This window comes from Proluteimonas luteida (assembly GCF_021191695.1).
Lineage (GTDB): Bacteria > Pseudomonadota > Gammaproteobacteria > Xanthomonadales > Xanthomonadaceae > Luteimonas > Luteimonas luteida.
The window spans coordinates 89625-107131 of record NZ_JAIWPT010000013.1 but is presented as its reverse complement, the minus strand read 5'-3'; the positions used below and the strand labels follow the sequence as shown (position 1 = coordinate 107131).

Here is a 17507-nt window from a genome sequence, read left to right as displayed (position 1 = left end):
CAATGGACGGCAGGCCCTATTTGCTGCTGACATATTTTTCCCGGCGGATCCGCGGCACTGGCAGGCCGGCCGCCTTCAGCGCCTCGAACGTCGCGTCGACCATGTCCGGATTGCCGCACAGGTAGGCGATGTCGTCGTCGGGCGACGGCGCGAACTCGCCGAGGAACTGCTGCACGTAGCCGTGGCGGACGTCCGGATGCGGGTCGGCCGGCAGCTCGCGCGAGAAGCACGGCACGAAGCGGAACTGCGGATGGCGGTCGGCGAACGCGCGGAAATCGTCGCCGTACAGCAGTTCGGCCGGCGTGCGCGCGCCGAACAGCAGCACCACCTCGACGCCGCGCTCGGCGATCGCCTTCTCCAGCAGCGGCAGCATCGCCCGGTACGGCGTCACGCCGGTGCCGGTGCCGACCAGCAGGTAGCGGCGGTTGCTGTCCTGCGGCATCAGGCAGAAGCGCCCGAACGGGCCGCTGGCCTGCACGTGGTCGCCGATGTCGAGCCCTTCGAACAGCGCCGTCGCCGCGCCGCCGGGCACGTAGCTGACCGCGATCTCGACCGCCTCGCCCGGACCGATCGCACGGTCGTGGATCGTCGCCAGCGAATACGAGCGCTTGGTCGCGGTGCCGTCGGCATAGTGGAAATGCACCTGGATGAACTGGCCGGGGATGAAATCCAGCGGCTGCCCGTCGTCGCGGACGAACGAGAGGTGGGCGACGGTCGGCGCGATCATGCGGCGGCCGGTGAGCTTGAGCGGGAACTGCTGGATGGCCACGGAATCAACCGGATCGAAGCGGGGGAGGGGACGGGCGGCAGCCGCCCGGACGGCCGCGCGCAACACTGCGTCGCGGGGCCTGGCGCGGGCGGGCGCCTATACTACCGTCATCACCGCGTCGCCCGCGGCACAGACACTGGACCATGACGCAACCCAACCCTGTGCCGGCCGCCGTGCCGGCTTTGTCGGTGCGCGACCTGCGCAAGACCTACCCCGGTGGCGTCGAGGCGCTGAAGGGCATCTCGCTCGACGTCGCGCCCGGCGATTTCTTCGCGCTGCTGGGCCCCAACGGCGCCGGCAAGAGCACGCTGATCGGCATCGTCTCCTCGCTGGTCAACAAGACCTCCGGCGACGTGGCGGTGTTCGGCGTGGACATCGGCAGCCGCCGCGACGAGGCCATGCGCCTGCTCGGCCTGGTGCCGCAGGAGATCAACTTCAACCTGTTCGAGAAGCCCTTCGACATCCTGGTCAACTACGCCGGCTTCTACGGTATCCCGCGCGCCGAGGCGATCGTGCGCGCCGAGCAGGAACTGCGCAGCGCCCAGCTGTGGGACAAGGCCCACGTCATGAGCCGCACGCTGTCGGGCGGCATGAAGCGGCGCCTGATGATCGCCCGCGCGATGATGACCCGGCCGCGACTGCTGATCCTCGACGAGCCGACCGCCGGCGTCGACATCGAGATCCGCCGCGGCATGTGGCACACGCTGCGGGAGATCAACGCCGCCGGCACCACGATCATCCTCACCACGCACTACCTGGAGGAAGCCGAGAGCCTGTGCCGCAACCTGGCGATCATCGACCACGGCGTCATCGTCGAGCAGGGCCCGATGCGGCTGCTGCTGTCCCGGCTCGACGTCGAGGGATTCGTCTTCGACATCGATGGCACCCTGCCGGCCACGCTGCCGCCGATCGAGGGCGCCACGCTGGTCGCCACCGACGACCACACGCTGGAGCTCGACATGCCGCGCGCGATGGATCTCAACCGCGTGTTCGCCACGCTCGATTCGGCCGGCATCCGCGTGCGCTCGATGCGCACCCGGTCCAACCGCCTGGAGGAGCTGTTCGTGCGCATGACCGGCCCGAACGCCGGCCTGTCGCCGGCGGGCGTGCGCCAGGGGAAGGCGGCATGACCGCGCCGGCCACCCGCACCGACGTCGCCTCGGCGCAGGGCGCCACCCGGCGCCACTGGGTCGCGCTGGGGACCATCGCCCGCCGCGAGATCGTCCGCATCGTCCGCATCTGGGGTCAGACCCTGGTGCCGCCGGCGATCACGATGACCCTGTACTTCCTGATCTTCGGCGGCCTGATCGGCGCGCGCGTCGGCGAGATGGACGGTATCCGCTACATGGACTTCATCGTCCCGGGCCTGGTGATGATGAGCGTGATCCAGAACAGCTACGGCAACATCTCCTCGAGTTTCTTCGGCGCCAAGTTCGGCCGCCACGTCGAGGAACTGCTGGTCAGCCCGATGCCGAACTGGGTGATCCTCGGCGGCTACGTGACCGGCGCGGTCGCGCGCGGCCTCGCGGTCGGCGTCATCGTGCTCGGCATCGCCATGCTGTTCACCACCGTGCGCATCCCGCATCCGCTGGTGACCCTGAGCACGGTGCTGCTCGGCGCGACGATCTTCGCCCTGGCCGGCTTCGTCAACGCGGTCTACGCGAAGAAGTTCGACGACGTCGCCATCGTGCCGATCTTCATCCTGACCCCGCTGACCTACCTGGGCGGCGTGTTCTATTCGGTCTCGCTGCTGCCCGCCTGGGCCGAGACCGCGACCCATGCCAACCCGATCTTCTACATGGTCAACGCGTTCCGCTACGGCCTGCTCGGCGTCAGCGACGTGCCGCTGGGCGTGTCCTACGCGCTGATGCTCGGTTTCGTCGTCGCGCTGGCCGCGCTGGCGCTGTGGCTGCTCAAGCGCGGGGTCGGGTTGCGCAGCTGAAGGCACACACGTTCGTGCGCTTGCGCGTACCGCGTCGCATTTCTGCTCCGGCGGCCCAGGCTGCAATCCGCAGCACGGCAAGCGCTGGTTAGAATCGCGTCTCCTTGAATCATGGAGATCCGGGCGATGCGCCTGCGTGTGCTTGTGGTCGGGTGTGTGGTGGCGATGGGTCTGGCCGCATGCGGCGGAAGCGCACCAGCGGATGAGGCGCCACAAGCCGATCCCGCTCCGGCGGCGGACGATGCGGATGCAGTGCCGGTGCAGGAAGACGCCGCGCCGGATGCCACGCCACCCGCCGCGTCCGGCCTGCGCGATCGCGAGGGCCAGCCGGTGCCGGTGGTGCCGTTCGATATCGCCAGCGTGCCCGTCGGCGAACAGGCCCTGGGCGATCTGCCGTTCTTCTCGCTTCCCGATGGCTATCGCCCGGTCAACCGTCCGCAGCAGCGCGCCTACGCGCGTTTTCCGTTCCGTCTGGGCGACGGCGTGCACTGGGTCGAGGGGCCCAGCTGGTCGGCGCTGGTCGGCGTCGACCGCGACCGCGATGCCGACAAGGCCTATTCCGCGCTGGAACTGCGGCGCAACTTCGAGGCGCTGCTGGCGCAGGCGGGCGCGAAGCGCGTGTTCGACGGCGCGTTGCGGCGCGACATCTACTACGGCACGCTGGAGGACGAGATCGGTGGCGGCTTCATCGATGCGGTGAACCTGCAACAGGACACGCCGACGCAGGTCTACGTGATCCGCGCGCCCGGGCGCGAGGTCTGGATCCAGCTGGCGTTCGACGACGTCAGCACCGGCCTGGCCGTGGTCGAGGCGCGTCCGTTCGAGGCCACCGCGCACTGGTCGGCGGAGTTTCCGCACCTGCAGCTGCCCGCCGGCTACCGCGCGCGCAACACGCCGCGCAAGCGCGATTTCGACATGTTCCCGTTCTGGACGGGCGCCGCGTTCGAGCAGGTCGAGGGCCGGACGTGGGAGATCGATTTCGACAAGCCCGACGGTGCGTATTCGCTGCACGAGGTGCGCCGCAATCTGGAGGCGATGATGGCCGGGGCCGGCGGCACGCTGCTGTTCGACGGCCGCATTCCGGAAAGCCAGTCCGACGCCGTCGACGCGGCCGTCAAGCGCAACTACGGCAACGCCGCCGGCTACAGCTGGGACGACTACGACAGCCAGGTCTACCGCGTCGATGCGCCCGACGGCAGGCAGGTCTGGGTGTTCGCCAGTCTCGGCTACCTCAATGCCGGCTGGGTCGTGGCCGAGCGCAAGGCCTTCGTGCAGAGTGCCGGGCTGCTGCCTGCCGCCGCGCTGAAGCAGCAGCTCGACGCCGACGGCAGGGTCGCGGTGCAGGTCAACTTCGCCGTCGACAGCGCCGACATCCTGGCGGACTCGCAGCCTCAGATCGCGCAGGTGGTCGAACTGCTGCAGGCCGATCCGGCGCTGTCGCTGTCGGTCGAGGGCCATACCGACGACACCGGCGACGCCGCGCACAACCAGTCGCTGTCGGAGCGGCGTGCGGCGGCGGTCGTCGCCGCGCTGGCCGCGGCCGGCATCGACGCCGCGCGGCTGCGGTCCGAAGGCCATGGCGCGGCGCGTCCCGTCGCCGACAACGCCACCGACGAGGGCCGCGCGCGGAACCGGCGCGTCGAGCTCGTGCGGCAGAAGTAAGGACCCGTGCGGTTACAGCGGCACGCCCGGCGGCAGGCTGTTCCGCCTCCCGGGCGTTGCCGCAGGGGCCGCGCCTCAGGAGGTGCGGCCGGCCTCGCGCTGCAGGCGCTCGCCTTCGTCGATCATCTGCTGCAACTGCCTGCACTGGGTGTCCAGTTCGGCCTTGGACAGGGCTGCGATCTTCGGCTTCGATTCGCGGTAGAACGCATTGAAGCGCTGGCGGAAGTACTCGGGGTCGATGCCCAGGTCGGTCATTGCCTTGCGTTGCGACGCATCGAGGGTCTTCAGCTCTCCGCTGCTGCCGTTGCCATGTCCGCAGGCTTCGGCCAGCGCCTGCATGCCGCCACCGGTGCCGGCGGCCATCTCCACCATCTGCCGCTGCATGTCGTCGCCGGTGAAGGCGATCGGGGCTTCGTCGTCGGCCGTGTCGACTGCCGCAGTCGCGGGCGGGGCGTCGTCGGCGGGCAGCGCATTGCCGGTAGCCGGCGCTGCGGCGGTCGCCGTCGGCTGCGCATCGTCCTGCTTGCCGCATGCCGACAGCAACAGGCCAAGCGCGGCGGCGGCGATGAGATGGCGCGCGACGGTCGGGGAGGACATCGGCATCGGGGAATTCCTGTGGACGGGCAATGGCCCAGGGCCTGCAACTATAGAGGTGGACCGTCTCGCCGCGATGCCTGCCGGCATCCGGATTGCCGATGCGCGGCGCGGTGGTCATCATCATGCGCCCCCACTTTTCCACGCAGGCAACATGCACATCCTCGTCCTCGGCGCCGGCGGTACCGGTGGCTATTTCGGCGGTCGCCTGGCGCAGTCCGGCGCCGACGTGACCTTTCTCGTGCGTCCCGCGCGCGCGGCGCAGCTGGACCGCGACGGGCTGCGCATCCGCAGCGCGCTCGGCGATGCGGCGTTCCCGGTCGCGCACGTCACCGCCGACGCGCTGCCGGCGCTCGCGGCCGAACGTCCGTTCGACCTGGTGCTGCTGAGCTGCAAGGCCTACGACCTCGAAAGCTCGATCGAGGCGATCGCCCCGGCCGTCGGGCCCGGTACCGCGGTGCTGCCGATCCTCAACGGCCTGCTGCACTACAAGGCGCTCGATGCGCGCTTCGGCGCCGGCAACGTGCTGGGCGGACTGTGCTTCATCAGCGCGGTGAAGGGCGACGATGGCGAGATCGTGCATCTGCCGTCGCCGCCGTCGATGACCTTCGGCGAACGCGACCGCGCGCGCAACGGCAGCACGCGCACGCGCGCGCTGGAAGCGCTGTGCGCGCAGGCGTCCGGATTCGAGGGCGTGCGCAGCGACGACTTCATGCAGGCGGCATGGAACAAGTTCTCGTTCCTCGCCGCGCTGGCCGCGGCGACCTGCCTGATGCGCGCGAGCATCGGCCGCATCGTCGCGACCGAGCGCGGCGTGGATTTCCTGTCCGCGCTGCACGACGAATGCCTGGCGGTGGCCGCGGCCGCGGGCCATGCGATTCCCGAGGCCGCGGCCGGCAGTGCGCGCGGCCTGCTGACCCAGGCCGGGTCGTCGGCGACCGCGTCGATGCTGCGCGATCTCGAGGCCGGCCAGGACGTGGAAGCCGCGCACATCGTCGGCGACATGCTGCATCGCGCCGAGGCCGCGGGCATCGCCGCGCCGCGTCTGCAGGCCGCGTGGTGCCACCTGCAGGCCTACCGCTCGCGCCGCGCGACGCCCGACATCCCCTGAGCGGGGCGTGCAGTCGCTTGACCTGTACGCGGGCCGATCGGAGGTAGGGCGGGTCTCGACCCGCCATGGTGTCAACCGGCGCGGCGGGTCGAGACCCGCCCTACACGGCTGGCGATGGTTCGGGCGCCGCATCCTCAGTCGGCGGCATCCGCGTCCTTGCCGCCGAAGTCGCCGCCGATGAACACCGAGATTGCGGCAGGATCGAGATGCCTCGCCATCGCCGCCTGCACGGTCTCGGGTGTCAGCGCGCGCAGCCGGTCCTCGAACTCGGCGGAATAGGCCAGCGTGCGCCCGAGGTAGAGGTTGCCGGAGATCTGCGCGACCAGCTCGGCATCGTTCGCGCGCCCGGTCCGCCGCGCACGCAGCATGCCGTCGAGCGCGTCGCGCAGTTCTTCCTCGCCGATGCCGTCGTCGAGCAGGCGCTGCAGTTCCTCGCGGAACGCGGCCTCCACCTTCGCCATGTTCTCCGGTGCCGCGATCGCGTACGCGGAGAAGCTGCCGGCATCGTCCAGCGCGCTGGCGTCGAAGCTCGAGCTCACGCTGTAGCTCAGGCCGTCGCGCTGGCGGATGCGGTCGGCCAGACGCGACTTCATGCCGCCGCCGCCGAGGATGTGGTTGCCCAGCACCAGCGCCGCGTAGTCGGGATGGTCCTGGTCGATCCGCAGCGACTGCCGCGCCAGCAGCACCGCATTGGGCCGGTCGGGCGTCTCCAGCCGCAGGCGCACCGCCGCCGCCGCGTGGTAGGGCTGCGGGATGCGCGCGAACGGAGTCGGCCGGTTCCAGTCGCCGAACAGCGTGTCGAGCTGCGCACGCACCGCGCCGGCATCGACGTCGCCGACCAGCGCGATCGTCGCGCCGTCGCCCATGCCGTAGAAGCGCCGGTGGAAACCGCGCACCGCGTCGAGGTCGAGGGCCTGCAGCACGGCCAGCTGGTCTTCGAAACCGGCCACGTGGTAAGGGTGCCCTGGCGGCCAGCGGTCGAAATGCCGCCGCATCGCCTGCCCGGCGACCGTGCCCGGCTCGGTCATGCTGCTGCGCACGCCGGTGATGGCCTGGGTGCGCAGCTGCTCGAACTCGGATTCGGGAAACGTCGGGGCCTGCAGCAGCGTCGCGACCAGGTCCAGCAGCGCGGCGAGGTTGTCGCGGTCGGTGGTCGCGGCGACGGTGACGTTCGATGCGCCGCCGGTGATCTGCAGCGACGACTGCAGCGCGACCAGCCGCTGCGAGATCGCGGCGCGGTCGAGGCCTCCGGCGCCGCGCATCAGCATCGAGGCGGCCATCGAGCCGGCGTCGGCCTCCCCGTGCAACGTGGTCTCGTCGCCGAGGCGCAGGGTCATCCGCAGTTGCACGGCCTGCCCGCGCGTGGACTTGTCGAGCACCGCCACGCGCGTGCCGTTGTCGAGCGTCCAGGTGCGGGTGCGCGCGTCGATGTTGGCCGGCGACGGATCGAAGGCCTCGCCTGCGGCGACCGCCTCGCGGCCGCGGTAGTCCTGCAGCAGTGCCTCGGCCGACGGCGCCTCGGCGATCGCGGTGCGCTCGACGCTGTCGCTGGGCAGGAAGCGGCCGCTGGTGCGGTTGTCGCGGCGCAGGTAGGTCGCTGCCACGCGCGCGACATCGTCGGCGGTGACGGTTTCCAGCCGGTCGCGCGCCAGCAGGAACAGGCGCCAGTCGCCCTGCGCGATCGCCTCCGACAGCGCCACGCCGACCGCGTTGGGATCGCGCATCGCCAGCCGCTGACCGGTCACCAGCCGTTGCCGCGCGACGTCGACCTCGGCCTCGGTGAACGGCGTCGCCGCCGCGTCTTCCAGCAGCGCGAGCAGCTCGCGCTGCAGCGCGTCGAGATCGGCGTCGGCCGGCGCCTCGGCCAGGAACATCAGGTAGCCCGGCTCGTCCATGCTGTAGTGCACCGCGGACACGCCGGTCGCCCGGCCGCCTTCGACCAGCGCCCGGTGCAGGCGGCCGCTGGGCGTGTTGCCCAGTACCTGCGCCAGCACCGCCAGCGCGGCGGCGTCGTCATGGCGCGCGGCAGGGACGTGGTAGCCGGCGCCCAGGTACGGCGTGTTGCCGATGCGCCGCACCACCACGTGGCGTTCGCCGTCCTGCGCCGGTTCGCGGGTCCACGTGGCCGGCAGCGCGCGTGCGGGCCGGGACAGCTGCCCGAATGTCGCGGCGACGACCTCGCGCGCATGCGCCGGGTCGAAGTCGCCGGCGATCACCAGCACCGCATTGTCGGGCTGGTACCAGGTCCGGTAGAACGCCTGCAGCCGTTCGATCGGCACGCCCTCGACGTCGCTGCGCGCGCCGATGGTCGCGTTGCCGTAGTTGTGCCACGCGTAGGCGGTCGACATCATCCGCTGCATCAGCGCGCGCAGCGGATTGTTCTCGCCCGATTCCATCTCGTTGCGGACGACGGTCATCTCGCTGTCGAGGTCCTCGCGCGCGATCCGCGAATTGACCATGCGGTCGGCCTCCAGCGCCAGCAGCCAGGCCAGCGTGTCCGGGTCGCTGGCGAAACTGGCGAAGTAGTTGGTGCGGTCGAGCCAGGTGGTGCCGTTGAAGCGGATCCCGCGGCGGCGCATCTCGCCGGGGATGTCGGCATGCGTGGGCGTGCCCTTGAAGACCAGGTGCTCGAGCAGGTGCGCCATGCCGGTCTCGCCGTAGTTCTCGTGGCGCGAGCCGACCCGGTAGGTCACGTTGACGGTCGTCACCGGCCTGCTGGCGTCGGGGAACAGTACCAGGGTCAGGCCGTTGTCGAGGCGGTACTCGTCGATGCCCTCGACGCTGCGCACCGGAGCGCCGGCAGCCGCCGACGCCGCGGATGCGCCGGGCACCGCCGCCGCGGCCGCGGCCGCGCCAAGCAGCGCCACGACCAGACACGCCCGGATGCCGATGCGCATGGATTCCCCTGCTGGAGCCTGAAGATCGGCGAAAATAACAGATCGCCCGCGGCGCCCCGCCGCGGACAGGCAGGCCGGTGTCGTCATGATCGAAGTGCGTTATGCGGACCCGTGGCTGGCCGTCGTCGACAAGCCGGCCGGCATGATGGTCCACGACAGCAAGCTGGCGCGCGGCGAGCACGAGTTCCTCGCCGACCGCCTGCGCGACCAGTTCGGCTGCCCGATCTTCCTCGCCCATCGGCTCGACCGCGCCACCAGCGGCTGCCTACTGGTCGCCTTCGACCGCGACACCGCCGCCGCGCTGGGCGAGCAGCTGATGTCGCGCAGCGTCGACAAGCACTACCTCGCGGTCTGCCGCGGCTGGCCGGAGGCGGAGCTGATGGTGGACCACCCGCTCGACGGCGGCCCCGGCAAGCCGCTGAAGAAGCCGGCGCAGACCCGCTTCACCCGGCTGGTGACGACCGAGCTGGCGCTGCCGTCGGCGGGCTTCCCGACCTCGCGCTACGCCCTGCTGCGGGCCGAACCGCTGACCGGGCGCTTCCGCCAGATCCGCCGTCACCTCAAGCACCTGTCGCACCACCTGATCGGCGACACCAGCCATGGCGACGGCCGCCACAACCGCAATTTCCGCATGCTCGGCGTGCACCGCATGCTGCTGCATGCCGAGCGGCTGGGGTTCGTCCATCCGCGGACCGGCGAACGGCTGTCGATCCACGCGCCGCCCGATGCGGCCTTCGCCCGCGCGCTGCTGCTGTTCCCGGGCACGGCCTCGGGTTGAGCCTGCGTCGATGCCGTGTCGCCGGTCCGCCATGCCGCTGCGTCTACAATCGCCGCCGATGACGACGACCATGCCCGCGGCCCCGGCCATCCCGGAACAGGAACTGGTGGAGCGCTTCGTGCGCGCCAGCGGGCCCGGCGGGCAGAACGTCAACAAGGTGTCCACCGCGGTGGAGCTGCGTTTCGACATCGCCAATTCGCCGTCGCTCGACGAGGCGGTGCGCGCGCGGCTGCTGGCCAAGCGCGACCGGCGCCTGACCGACGACGGCGTGCTGGTGATCAACGCGCAGCGTTTCCGGACCCAGGAGCGCAATCGCGAGGACGCGCGCGAGCGCCTGGCCGCGTTCATCGCCAGCGGCCTGCATGCGCCGCGCAAGCGCATCGCCACGCGGCCCACGCGCGGGTCGAAGGAACGGCGGCTCGGCGAGAAACGCGAACGCAGTAACATCAAGCGGGGTCGCGCCGTGCGCGACTGGGACAGCTGAACCACGCATCGAACACTGGCACGAGGCCGCATGACCGCAGCGAACCACGACATCCTGATCCCGGTGCCGCCCAGGGCGCCGCGCGTCAAACCCAGCCGGCTGGCGCGCTGGATCGGCCGCAGCATCCTGCGCGTCGGCGGCTGGCGCCTGGTCGGCGAACTGCCCGACGAACCGCGGCTCGTGCTGATCGGCGCACCGCATTCGTCCAACTGGGACGGCCTGTGGGCCTTCGCCGCGAAGGCCGCGCTGGGCCTGGACGTCCGCGTGCTCGGCAAGGAATCGCTGTTCCGGGTGCCGGTGCTGGGCTGGGTGCTCAAGCGGCTGGGCGTGATCCCCATCGACCGCAGCCGCGCCTCCAACGTGGTGCAGCAGGCCGCCGCGGCGCTGACCGGTGGCCGTCCGTTCTGGTACGGCCTGGCGCCCGAGGGCACGCGCAGCCGGGTCGAGCGCTGGAAATCGGGTTTTTTGAAGATCGCGCGCGCGGCCAACGTGCCGATCCTGCCGCTGTACCTGCACTATCCCGACCGGGTCATCGGCTTCGGCCCGCTATTCCATCCCGGCGACGACCCCGATGCCGACATGGCGCGCATCCGCGCCTGGTACGCGCCGTGGATCGGCAAGAACCGCGGCACGGTATGAGCCGCCCGGCCTGCGCGCGCCGCGTCCGATGACCTCGCCGGGACGTCGCTTCGGCCTGGGCCTCGCTGTCGCCGTCGCGGTGTCCGTATCGGTGCTGGGCATCTGGTATGTCCTGGTGCTGCGCGACGGTGGCGCGGATGCCGCGACCGGCAGCGCCGGCATCGCAGTGCCGGCCGCGACCGACGCGACGCCGGCCGCGGGGGCGGATACCGCACCGCCCTCGCGTATCGCGCAGGCGCGGGCGCTGGCCGACACGCCACTGCCGCCTTCCGACCAGCCACTGCGCCTGATCCACGACGAACTGGTCGCGCGCGCCGGCCGCGGCGATGCGCGCGCCGCCTGCCGGGTGGCCGCCGAGCACGAGCGCTGCGACGGCCAGCGCCAGCAGCTGCGCGCGCTGCAGGGACAGGACGCACAGCAGCAGGCGCTGCGCGAGCGCGCCGCCGAGCTGCCGCAGCAGGCGCGCGATGCGGCCGGCGCCGCGCAGGCGCGTACCCGCGAACGGATCGCCGCGCTGGAAACCGCGATCCGGCATTGCGAAGGCATCGCGCCGGCCGACCCGGCGACCCGCGCGCGCTACTGGCGCCAAGCCGCACTGGCCGGCCATGTACCGTCGATGCGCCACTACGCCAGCGGCAACGCGTTCCGCTTCCATGACCTGATGGACGCCCTGCCGGCGTTGCAGACCTACCGCGGCGAGGCCGAGGCGGTCGCCACCCGCGCCGCGGCACAGGGCGACGTCGCCAGCATGTATGCGCTGGCCGTGGCCTATTCCGATGGCGGTACCGGCCATTTCCGCACCTTCCTTGCGCAGTCGGTCACGCCCGATCTTGCGCAGGCGCTGGCTTGGTACCGGTTGTTGGATGCGCACCCGGACATCCGCGCGCTGCCCGATGCCGATCCGCGTCGCCGTGTCATCCGCGATGGCGCCGCCGGACTGGCCGCCGCGGCCACCGCCGACGAGGACGCGGCCGCCCGCCGCATCGCCGCGCGTTTCCCGGGCGCGGCCACGCCCGGCGAGGCGCCGGCGCACCAGGTCGGCGTGTTCGAGAACGGCGGCATGCGCGACGTCGGCCCGGAGGTCTGCGACAGCCGGCGGTTCGCCGAGTAGGGCCCGCCGGGGCCAGCCTGTTGCGGCGGCGCCGGCCGTTCCGGGCCCGGGGACCTTTCCCATCGCGGCAAACCGGCGCACCCTATGCGGCTGGCAGGCCGGAGATCCCGCGGCCGATGCCAGTCCCCGCGTTGAATCTGCCGGAGTTCCTTCCCATGTTGCGTACGTTGCTCCTGTCTTCCGCGATCGCCCTGGCGCTCACCGCCTGCGGCGACCGCACGTCCAACGAGTCCACGATGCCCGCTTCCCACGATGCCGCGTCCGCCGCGCCCGCCCCGGGCGACAACGTCCTGTTCGTCGCCAGTCCGCTGCCGTTCCAGGCGCCGCAGTTCGACAAGCTCGAGGACGGCGACTACCAGCCGGCGATCGAGGAAGGCATGCGCCAGCACCTGGCCGAGGTGCGGAAGATCGCCGACAACCCCGAGCCGCCGACCTTCGCCAACACCATCGAGGCGCTGGAGCGCAGCGGCGAACTGCTGACCCGCAGCGCCAGCGTGTTCTTCGCCCTGACCTCCGCCAATACCAACGAGACCCTGCAGGCCGCCGAAGAGGCGCTGGCGCCGAAACTCGCGGAGCACAGCGACGAGATCCACCTCGATCCCGCACTGTTCGCCCGGGTCAAGGCCCTGTACGACCAGCGCGACAGCCTCGAACTCACGCCGGAGCAGAAGACCCTGGTCGAGCGCACCCAGCAGAACTTCGAGCGCGCCGGCGCGCTGCTGTCCGACACCGACAAGGCCGAGCTGCGCAAGCTCAACGCCGAGGAGTCGACGCTGTCGACCGCCTTCGGCAACAAGCTGCTGGCCGCCGGCAATGCCGGTGGCGTGTTCGTCACCGACGTGGCCCGGCTCGACGGCCTGGACGAAGGCGCGATCGCCGCCGCGGCCGACGCCGCCAAGGCCGCCGGCAAGGACGGCCAGTGGCTGCTGAGCCTGCAGAACACCACCCAGCAGCCGGTGCTGGCCTCGCTGACCGACCGCGCGCTGCGCGAAGAGGTGCTGGCTGCCTCGACCGGCCGCGCCGAGAAGGGCGACGCCAACGACACCCGCGCCACGATCCAGCGCCTGGCCGAACTGCGCGCGCGCAAGGCGCAGCTGCTTGGCTTCGACAACTACGCCGCCTACAGCATCGCCGACCAGATGGCCAAGACCCCCGCGGCCGCGTTGAAGCTGCTGACCGACACCGTGCCCGCCGCGACCGCGCGCGCGCGCGCCGAGCTGGCCAGGATCCAGGCCGTGGTCGACGCGCAGGACGGCGGTTTCACCGCCGGCGCCGCCGACTGGGACTTCTACGCCGAGCAGGTGCGCCGCGCGGAGTTCGATCTCGACGAGGCGCAGATCCGCCCCTATTTCGAGCTCGACCGCGTGCTCACGGACGGCGTGTTCTTCGCCGCCAACCAGCTCTACGGCATCACCGCCACCGAGCGCACCGACCTGCCGGTCTACCACCCCGACGTGCGCGTGTTCGACATCAAGGACGAAGACGGCACCCAGATCGCGCTGTTCTACCTCGACCCGTTCAAGCGCGACAGCAAGCAGGGCGGCGCGTGGATGGGCAACTTCGTCGAGCAGAACGGCCTGACCGGCGCGATCCCGGTGGTCTACAACGTCGAGAATTTCACCAAGCCCGCCGCAGGCCAGCCCGCGCTGCTGAGTTTCGACGACGTGACCACGCTGTTCCACGAGTTCGGCCATGCGCTGCACGGCTTCTTCTCCAAGACGACGTATCCCTCGCTGGCCGGCACCAACGTCCCGCGCGATTTCGTCGAGTTCCCGTCGCAGTTCAACGAGCACTGGGCGCTCGACCCCAAGGTGTTCGCCAACTACGCGAAGCACCACCGGACCGGCGAGCCGATGCCGCAGGAACTGGTCGACAGGATCGTCAAGGCGCGCACCTTCAACCAGGGCTACGCCACCACCGAGTACCTGTCGGCCGCGCTGCTGGACCTGGCCTGGCACACGCTGCCGCCCGGCGAGGCGAAGCAGGACGTCGACGAGTTCGAGGCCGCATCGCTGGCGAAGTACAAGGTCGACCTGCCGGCGGTCCCGCCGCGCTACCGCACCAGCTATTTCAACCACATCTGGGGCGGCGGCTACGCGGCCGGCTACTACGCCTACTTCGGCGCCGAGGTACTCGACCACGACGCTTTCCAGTGGTTCCGCGAGAACGGCGGCCTGACCCGCGAGAACGGCCAGGTCTTCCGCGACAAGGTGCTGTCGATCGGCCACTCCCGCGACCTGCCGACCGCCTATCGCGAGTTCCGCGGCAAGGACCCGAGCGTGGAACCGCTGCTGGAGTTCCGCGGCCTGAAGTGAGGCGATGCGGAATGCCGATGCGCCGGTGTCGTCACGGCGCATCGGCACCGCGTGCCTTCGGGACAGGGCGGTGCCTGAAGTGCGGATGCAGGCGCTATGCGCCATCCCGCTTGGCGATCGATGCGATCGTGCCCTGCGCGACCGCGCAAAGGGCCTCGCCGTCGTCCGACACGCTGAAGACCTCGCAGCGGCACACCGCCTGGGTCCTGCCGGCATGCACCACGTGCGCCCGCGCGACCAGCGCCTGGCCCGTGGCCGGACGCAGGTAGTTGATCTTGAACTCGGACGTGACCACGGCCGGCCCGAGCGCCGCGCCGCCAGCGAAGGTGAGTGCATTGTCCGCCGCATAAGACACGACGCCGCCATGCACGAAGCCATGCTGCTGCGTCAGCTGCGCGGAGACTGGCAGCCGGAGTTCGACGCCAGCGTCGGAGAAAGCGGCGAGTTCGGCGTCCAGCAGCCGGCTGAAGGGCTGGGACTGCAGGACCTGCCGTGCAGCCTCGAGGGAAATCGACATTGCGTGGGCTCCTCGCAGAGAAGGTGCCGGAATGCCGGGAAAAGATGGACGGCCTTTCACCATGAACGACCTGCCCGGCATGAGGAATCGCTCTTCTTCCGGCGAATGAGGCGATGCCCTTCCTGCAGGGTATGCCACTCACGCTCCGCCAGCGCATCCAGGAATGTATTGGCGGGTACCCGAACCGATGTGCCGCGGCTCCGGCGAAGACTGCGCCTACCGGCGTCGCCTCGTTCCGGGGCCCAGCCGAGGCGCGGGCTCGACCTCAACGGGGGACTGCCGGGTAGGGCACAAGCGGTGTCGGGTGCTTGAATGGACTGTCGGCTGCCGCCTGCTAGAACGCACGCCCATTGACCTGGATCCGTTTGACGGTATCCAACTCGATGCCTTCCAGGCAGCGGATGTTGATGGCAGCCATTTCGGTGCCATCCGGCATGCTGCCAAGCCCGAAAGCCTGACAGCCGCAAGTCGAACAAAACTGATGTTCGATAGCGTGCTTGTTGAACGTATAGGTGGTTAGCCGTTCCGTGCCTGAGGAAACCGCAAGTGACGGTCGCGGAACGAACCAGAGCAGGAATCCTTTGCGACTGCAATGCGAGCAGTTGCATTCGATTGCCTGATCGATCTCGCCTTCCACCGAGAACAGGACTGCTCCGCAATGACAGCTTCCAGATTTCATGTGACCTCCAAAGGTGGCTGACACCTGAACCGAGCAGCGCCGCGACGCAATGCCGGCTTGAATGATTGTCAGGCCGCACCTGTCTGGGAATAAAGGTAGGCGAGCCCTCCACCTTGTACAACCAGCCAGATCCATCCGGCTGCGGCGAGCTGGAATCGCGTGCTGGGTGGCCGGTGAGGGTGAGCCGCTATCCAGATGGCGGCATTGGCAAGCGGGGGCTCGAATGAACTGTCAGTGATTGCTGCCATTGACCATCAGCTCCCCGCCGATGTCCAAGTCACGACCGTACTTGAAAGTGCGCGACGCAAGAACTGCGCTGTCACAGATCAGCGAGATATGGTGCCCCTTGCGCGACGGATGAATCATGACGCTCTCCCGAAATTCTCCCGACACGGCACGCGTCCTTGGGGGGGCCTTCGTAGCCTGCGGGAGCGACAGACAACTCGCATGAAGCCTTGTCCGGGGCAAAACCGACGGCATAGAAGAAGCCATCCGCAGGACCAAACCAATGCGCGCAGCCAGAAATCGCTAGAAGAACCGCAAGCGTCGCAAAAATCTTCATGTGCCCCTAACGATTGGATGGATCATTAGGCAGCGGATCAACGAACACGGTTTCCGCGCCCTGCTTTTCGAATGTGACGTTGACAGTTCGGCCGACGGCTCGGGTTCTGTGCACTGTACCGGCAGGAACGACCATGCACTGCCACTCACGAAGCGTTGCTTCGGTGCCGCCCTCGAATTCGATATGGAGCTCGCCGGCCATGACCAGGAACAGCTCGTCGGTATCTGGATGGAAGTGCCAGCGGTACTCGCCCTCGAACACAGACAGGCGCATGCAATCGTTGTTGATATCGAGTGCTACTTGATTCTCGTAGTCCTCGACGACCTCCTGCTGCACGGCTTGGAGATCGACGACTCCAAGCGCGGAAAATCTTGCGCGCTCCGATGCGTACTCTTCGGCGGAAGGTAATTCAGATTTCACGACACATTCCAGTCATCGGTGTCACAGCCTCGCGCATAACGCCATAAGCCGCCCCGCGAAACGGTTCCGGGTTGAACGAATTGCTGGGCCGCGTATTCAGCCTCAAAGGCCTGGCGCACCCACGCTGCAAACACTTCCGGACACGATCTTCCAATCGAGTTCGCCGCGCACCCATGTTCGCATGTATCGGAAACGTCCCTCGAAGGGCTGGCCACTCAGAACCCCGGCCAGATCAGCCAAGACGACTGTAATAGCGGTTGACCCATGCTGCTCGATCAGCAAATCCTCAATGGCTATGTGCGTGATCCGTTGTGTGCCCGAACGGTACAACGCAAGATCATCCGCTTTGCCATACAGATTGCCATCCGCTCCCATGAAACAAAGCCTGTCGTCAATGAGCGCGTCGAGTCCCGCGACGTCGCTCGTTGACATGGCAGTACGAAGGCGTTCTTCCAGCTGTGCAATGTCAGAGTGCATAAATGTTTCCATTGCGGATCGGGTGGATCGCCGCCTAACCCGGCATTCAAGCTGCGCCGCGAAGCGACTTCGGCTTGAATGAAGTGTTGGGCAGATCAGCCCCAGACCGCCAAATTGCCGCCACCTTGACCGACCGCCACTGTGCCCGTTGGGCCATCTACCTGCCAGGCCTCGTAACCACTTGAGTCCGAGACAACCTGGAGGATCTGCTCGCCGAAGTGGAGAGTGAGGTCAGCCGTTCCTTGTGTCACTTGGAGTGCACTGAGGGTTTGGCCAAGCAGCTTGCTGGAAAGCTCCGACATGACGTGCACGGGCTCATTGCGGCCGAAAAGCTGGCCATCGTCCCGGCTTGTGAGCATCAGTGTGCCGGAAGAGAGCAAGCGCCATAACGACTCAATCTGTAGGCGATACCCGCCGGCAAATCTAACGACGCAAGGACAGCCCTCCCATTGCTCGATGGCCTCAACGGGTTGACCTATGAGCTGTGAAGTCCAGGGATTTTCCATGAGTTGTCTGGCGTCCGAGTTAAGCGGTTCCGAGAAGCGGCATC

The 17507-nt window shown here is 69.1% G+C and carries 18 protein-coding genes; 9 read left to right on the top strand and 9 right to left on the bottom strand.

Annotation, left to right across the window (positions count from 1 at the left end):
* Positions 1 to 16: 16 nt before the first annotated feature.
* The gene (locus tag LDO26_RS12705) at positions 17 to 727 is read right to left on the bottom strand and encodes a ferredoxin--NADP reductase (RefSeq protein WP_232131488.1); all 711 of its coding nucleotides are present in this window, start codon (positions 725 to 727) and stop codon (positions 17 to 19) included.
* A gap of 185 nt (positions 728 to 912) precedes the next feature.
* On the opposite strand from LDO26_RS12705, the gene LDO26_RS12700 reads away from it, so the two are divergent.
* The 3 genes from LDO26_RS12700 to LDO26_RS12690 all read left to right on the top strand — a co-directional run bounded on the left by LDO26_RS12700 (position 913) and on the right by LDO26_RS12690 (position 4373).
* Entirely contained in the window at positions 913 to 1899 is a 987-nt protein-coding gene (locus tag LDO26_RS12700; protein WP_232131464.1) for an ABC transporter ATP-binding protein, read from the top strand.
* A complete protein-coding gene (locus LDO26_RS12695) occupies positions 1896 to 2711 on the top strand; it encodes an ABC transporter permease (RefSeq protein WP_232131463.1) in 816 nt (271 codons plus the stop codon). The genes LDO26_RS12700 and LDO26_RS12695 overlap by 4 nt, the downstream gene beginning before the upstream one ends.
* Positions 2712 to 2969: 258 nt before the next feature.
* Entirely contained in the window at positions 2970 to 4373 is a 1404-nt protein-coding gene (locus LDO26_RS12690) for an OmpA family protein (protein ID WP_232131462.1), read from the top strand.
* Between the two features lie 75 nt (positions 4374 to 4448).
* On the opposite strand, the gene LDO26_RS12685 is transcribed toward LDO26_RS12690, so the two are convergent.
* Positions 4449 to 4976: a hypothetical protein gene (locus LDO26_RS12685; protein WP_232131461.1), complete on the bottom strand. Its 528-nt coding sequence runs from the start codon at positions 4974 to 4976 to the stop codon at positions 4449 to 4451.
* A gap of 145 nt (positions 4977 to 5121) precedes the next feature.
* Between LDO26_RS12685 and panE the strand changes: the two genes are divergently transcribed.
* A complete protein-coding gene (gene panE, locus LDO26_RS12680) occupies positions 5122 to 6078 on the top strand; it encodes a 2-dehydropantoate 2-reductase (RefSeq protein ID WP_232131460.1) in 957 nt (318 codons plus the stop codon).
* 134 nt (positions 6079 to 6212) lie between these two features.
* Here the strand turns inward: panE and LDO26_RS12675 are convergent, their stop codons facing one another.
* Complete coding sequence (locus LDO26_RS12675) at positions 6213 to 8975, bottom strand: M16 family metallopeptidase (protein WP_232131459.1); 2763 nt, start codon at positions 8973 to 8975, stop codon at positions 6213 to 6215.
* An 85-nt stretch (positions 8976 to 9060) separates the two neighbouring features.
* Here LDO26_RS12675 and LDO26_RS12670 point away from each other — a divergent pair, with 85 nt between their 5' ends.
* The 5 genes from LDO26_RS12670 (at position 9061) to dcp (ending at position 14302) form a co-directional block, all read left to right on the top strand.
* Complete coding sequence (locus tag LDO26_RS12670) at positions 9061 to 9753, top strand: pseudouridine synthase (RefSeq protein WP_232131458.1); 693 nt, start codon at positions 9061 to 9063, stop codon at positions 9751 to 9753.
* Positions 9754 to 9811: 58 nt separating this feature from the next.
* Positions 9812 to 10237, top strand: a complete 426-nt coding sequence (gene arfB / locus LDO26_RS12665; protein WP_232131457.1) for an alternative ribosome rescue aminoacyl-tRNA hydrolase ArfB — start codon at positions 9812 to 9814, stop codon at positions 10235 to 10237.
* A gap of 30 nt (positions 10238 to 10267) precedes the next feature.
* The gene (locus LDO26_RS12660; protein ID WP_232131456.1) at positions 10268 to 10876 is read left to right on the top strand and encodes a lysophospholipid acyltransferase family protein; all 609 of its coding nucleotides are present in this window, start codon (positions 10268 to 10270) and stop codon (positions 10874 to 10876) included.
* Between the two features lie 28 nt (positions 10877 to 10904).
* Positions 10905 to 11987 (top strand): hypothetical protein, encoded by a 1083-nt coding sequence (locus LDO26_RS12655; protein ID WP_232131455.1) that lies wholly within the window; start codon positions 10905 to 10907, stop codon positions 11985 to 11987.
* A gap of 236 nt (positions 11988 to 12223) precedes the next feature.
* Entirely contained in the window at positions 12224 to 14302 is a 2079-nt protein-coding gene (gene dcp, locus LDO26_RS12650; RefSeq protein WP_435594082.1) for a peptidyl-dipeptidase Dcp, read from the top strand.
* A 94-nt stretch (positions 14303 to 14396) separates the two neighbouring features.
* On the opposite strand, the gene LDO26_RS12645 is transcribed toward dcp, so the two are convergent.
* The 6 genes from LDO26_RS12645 to LDO26_RS18300 all read right to left on the bottom strand — a co-directional run bounded on the left by LDO26_RS12645 (position 14397) and on the right by LDO26_RS18300 (position 17463).
* The gene (locus LDO26_RS12645) at positions 14397 to 14819 is read right to left on the bottom strand and encodes a PaaI family thioesterase (RefSeq protein ID WP_232131453.1); all 423 of its coding nucleotides are present in this window, start codon (positions 14817 to 14819) and stop codon (positions 14397 to 14399) included.
* Positions 14820 to 15153: 334 nt separating this feature from the next.
* Positions 15154 to 15498 carry a GFA family protein gene (locus tag LDO26_RS12640; protein ID WP_232131452.1) on the bottom strand — a complete coding sequence of 115 codons (345 nt, stop codon included), beginning with the start codon at positions 15496 to 15498 and terminating at the stop codon, positions 15154 to 15156.
* A gap of 231 nt (positions 15499 to 15729) precedes the next feature.
* Positions 15730 to 15864 (bottom strand): hypothetical protein, encoded by a 135-nt coding sequence (locus tag LDO26_RS18180; RefSeq protein WP_255682220.1) that lies wholly within the window; start codon positions 15862 to 15864, stop codon positions 15730 to 15732.
* Positions 15865 to 16066: 202 nt separating this feature from the next.
* Entirely contained in the window at positions 16067 to 16480 is a 414-nt protein-coding gene (locus LDO26_RS18235; protein ID WP_232131451.1) for a cupin domain-containing protein, read from the bottom strand.
* Positions 16481 to 16582: 102 nt separating this feature from the next.
* Complete coding sequence (locus tag LDO26_RS12630) at positions 16583 to 16957, bottom strand: nuclear transport factor 2 family protein (protein WP_232131450.1); 375 nt, start codon at positions 16955 to 16957, stop codon at positions 16583 to 16585.
* Positions 16958 to 17052: 95 nt separating this feature from the next.
* Positions 17053 to 17463, bottom strand: coding sequence for a DUF6188 family protein (locus LDO26_RS18300; protein WP_435594080.1), 411 nt, complete (start codon positions 17461 to 17463; stop codon positions 17053 to 17055).
* Positions 17464 to 17507 lie beyond the last annotated feature (44 nt).

Excerpts from the sequence above, each read along its gene's own strand:
- LDO26_RS12705 (WP_232131488.1), bottom strand. The coding sequence starts at position 727 with ATGATCGCGCCGACCGTCGCCCACCTCTCGTTCGTCCGCGACGACGGG.
- LDO26_RS12700 (WP_232131464.1), top strand. The coding sequence starts at position 913 with ATGACGCAACCCAACCCTGTGCCGGCCGCCGTGCCGGCTTTGTCGGTG.
- LDO26_RS12695 (WP_232131463.1), top strand. The coding sequence starts at position 1,896 with ATGACCGCGCCGGCCACCCGCACCGACGTCGCCTCGGCGCAGGGCGCC.
- LDO26_RS12685 (WP_232131461.1), bottom strand. The coding sequence starts at position 4,976 with ATGCCGATGTCCTCCCCGACCGTCGCGCGCCATCTCATCGCCGCCGCC.
- panE (WP_232131460.1), top strand. The coding sequence starts at position 5,122 with ATGCACATCCTCGTCCTCGGCGCCGGCGGTACCGGTGGCTATTTCGGC.
- LDO26_RS12675 (WP_232131459.1), bottom strand. The coding sequence starts at position 8,975 with ATGCGCATCGGCATCCGGGCGTGTCTGGTCGTGGCGCTGCTTGGCGCG.
- LDO26_RS12670 (WP_232131458.1), top strand. The coding sequence starts at position 9,061 with ATGATCGAAGTGCGTTATGCGGACCCGTGGCTGGCCGTCGTCGACAAG.
- arfB (WP_232131457.1), top strand. The coding sequence starts at position 9,812 with ATGACGACGACCATGCCCGCGGCCCCGGCCATCCCGGAACAGGAACTG.
- LDO26_RS12660 (WP_232131456.1), top strand. The coding sequence starts at position 10,268 with ATGACCGCAGCGAACCACGACATCCTGATCCCGGTGCCGCCCAGGGCG.
- LDO26_RS12655 (WP_232131455.1), top strand. The coding sequence starts at position 10,905 with ATGACCTCGCCGGGACGTCGCTTCGGCCTGGGCCTCGCTGTCGCCGTC.
- dcp (WP_435594082.1), top strand. The coding sequence starts at position 12,224 with ATGCCCGCTTCCCACGATGCCGCGTCCGCCGCGCCCGCCCCGGGCGAC.
- LDO26_RS12645 (WP_232131453.1), bottom strand. The coding sequence starts at position 14,819 with ATGTCGATTTCCCTCGAGGCTGCACGGCAGGTCCTGCAGTCCCAGCCC.
- LDO26_RS12640 (WP_232131452.1), bottom strand. The coding sequence starts at position 15,498 with ATGAAATCTGGAAGCTGTCATTGCGGAGCAGTCCTGTTCTCGGTGGAA.
- LDO26_RS18180 (WP_255682220.1), bottom strand. The coding sequence starts at position 15,864 with ATGATTCATCCGTCGCGCAAGGGGCACCATATCTCGCTGATCTGTGAC.
- LDO26_RS12630 (WP_232131450.1), bottom strand. The coding sequence starts at position 16,957 with ATGCACTCTGACATTGCACAGCTGGAAGAACGCCTTCGTACTGCCATG.
- LDO26_RS18300 (WP_435594080.1), bottom strand. The coding sequence starts at position 17,463 with ATGGAAAATCCCTGGACTTCACAGCTCATAGGTCAACCCGTTGAGGCC.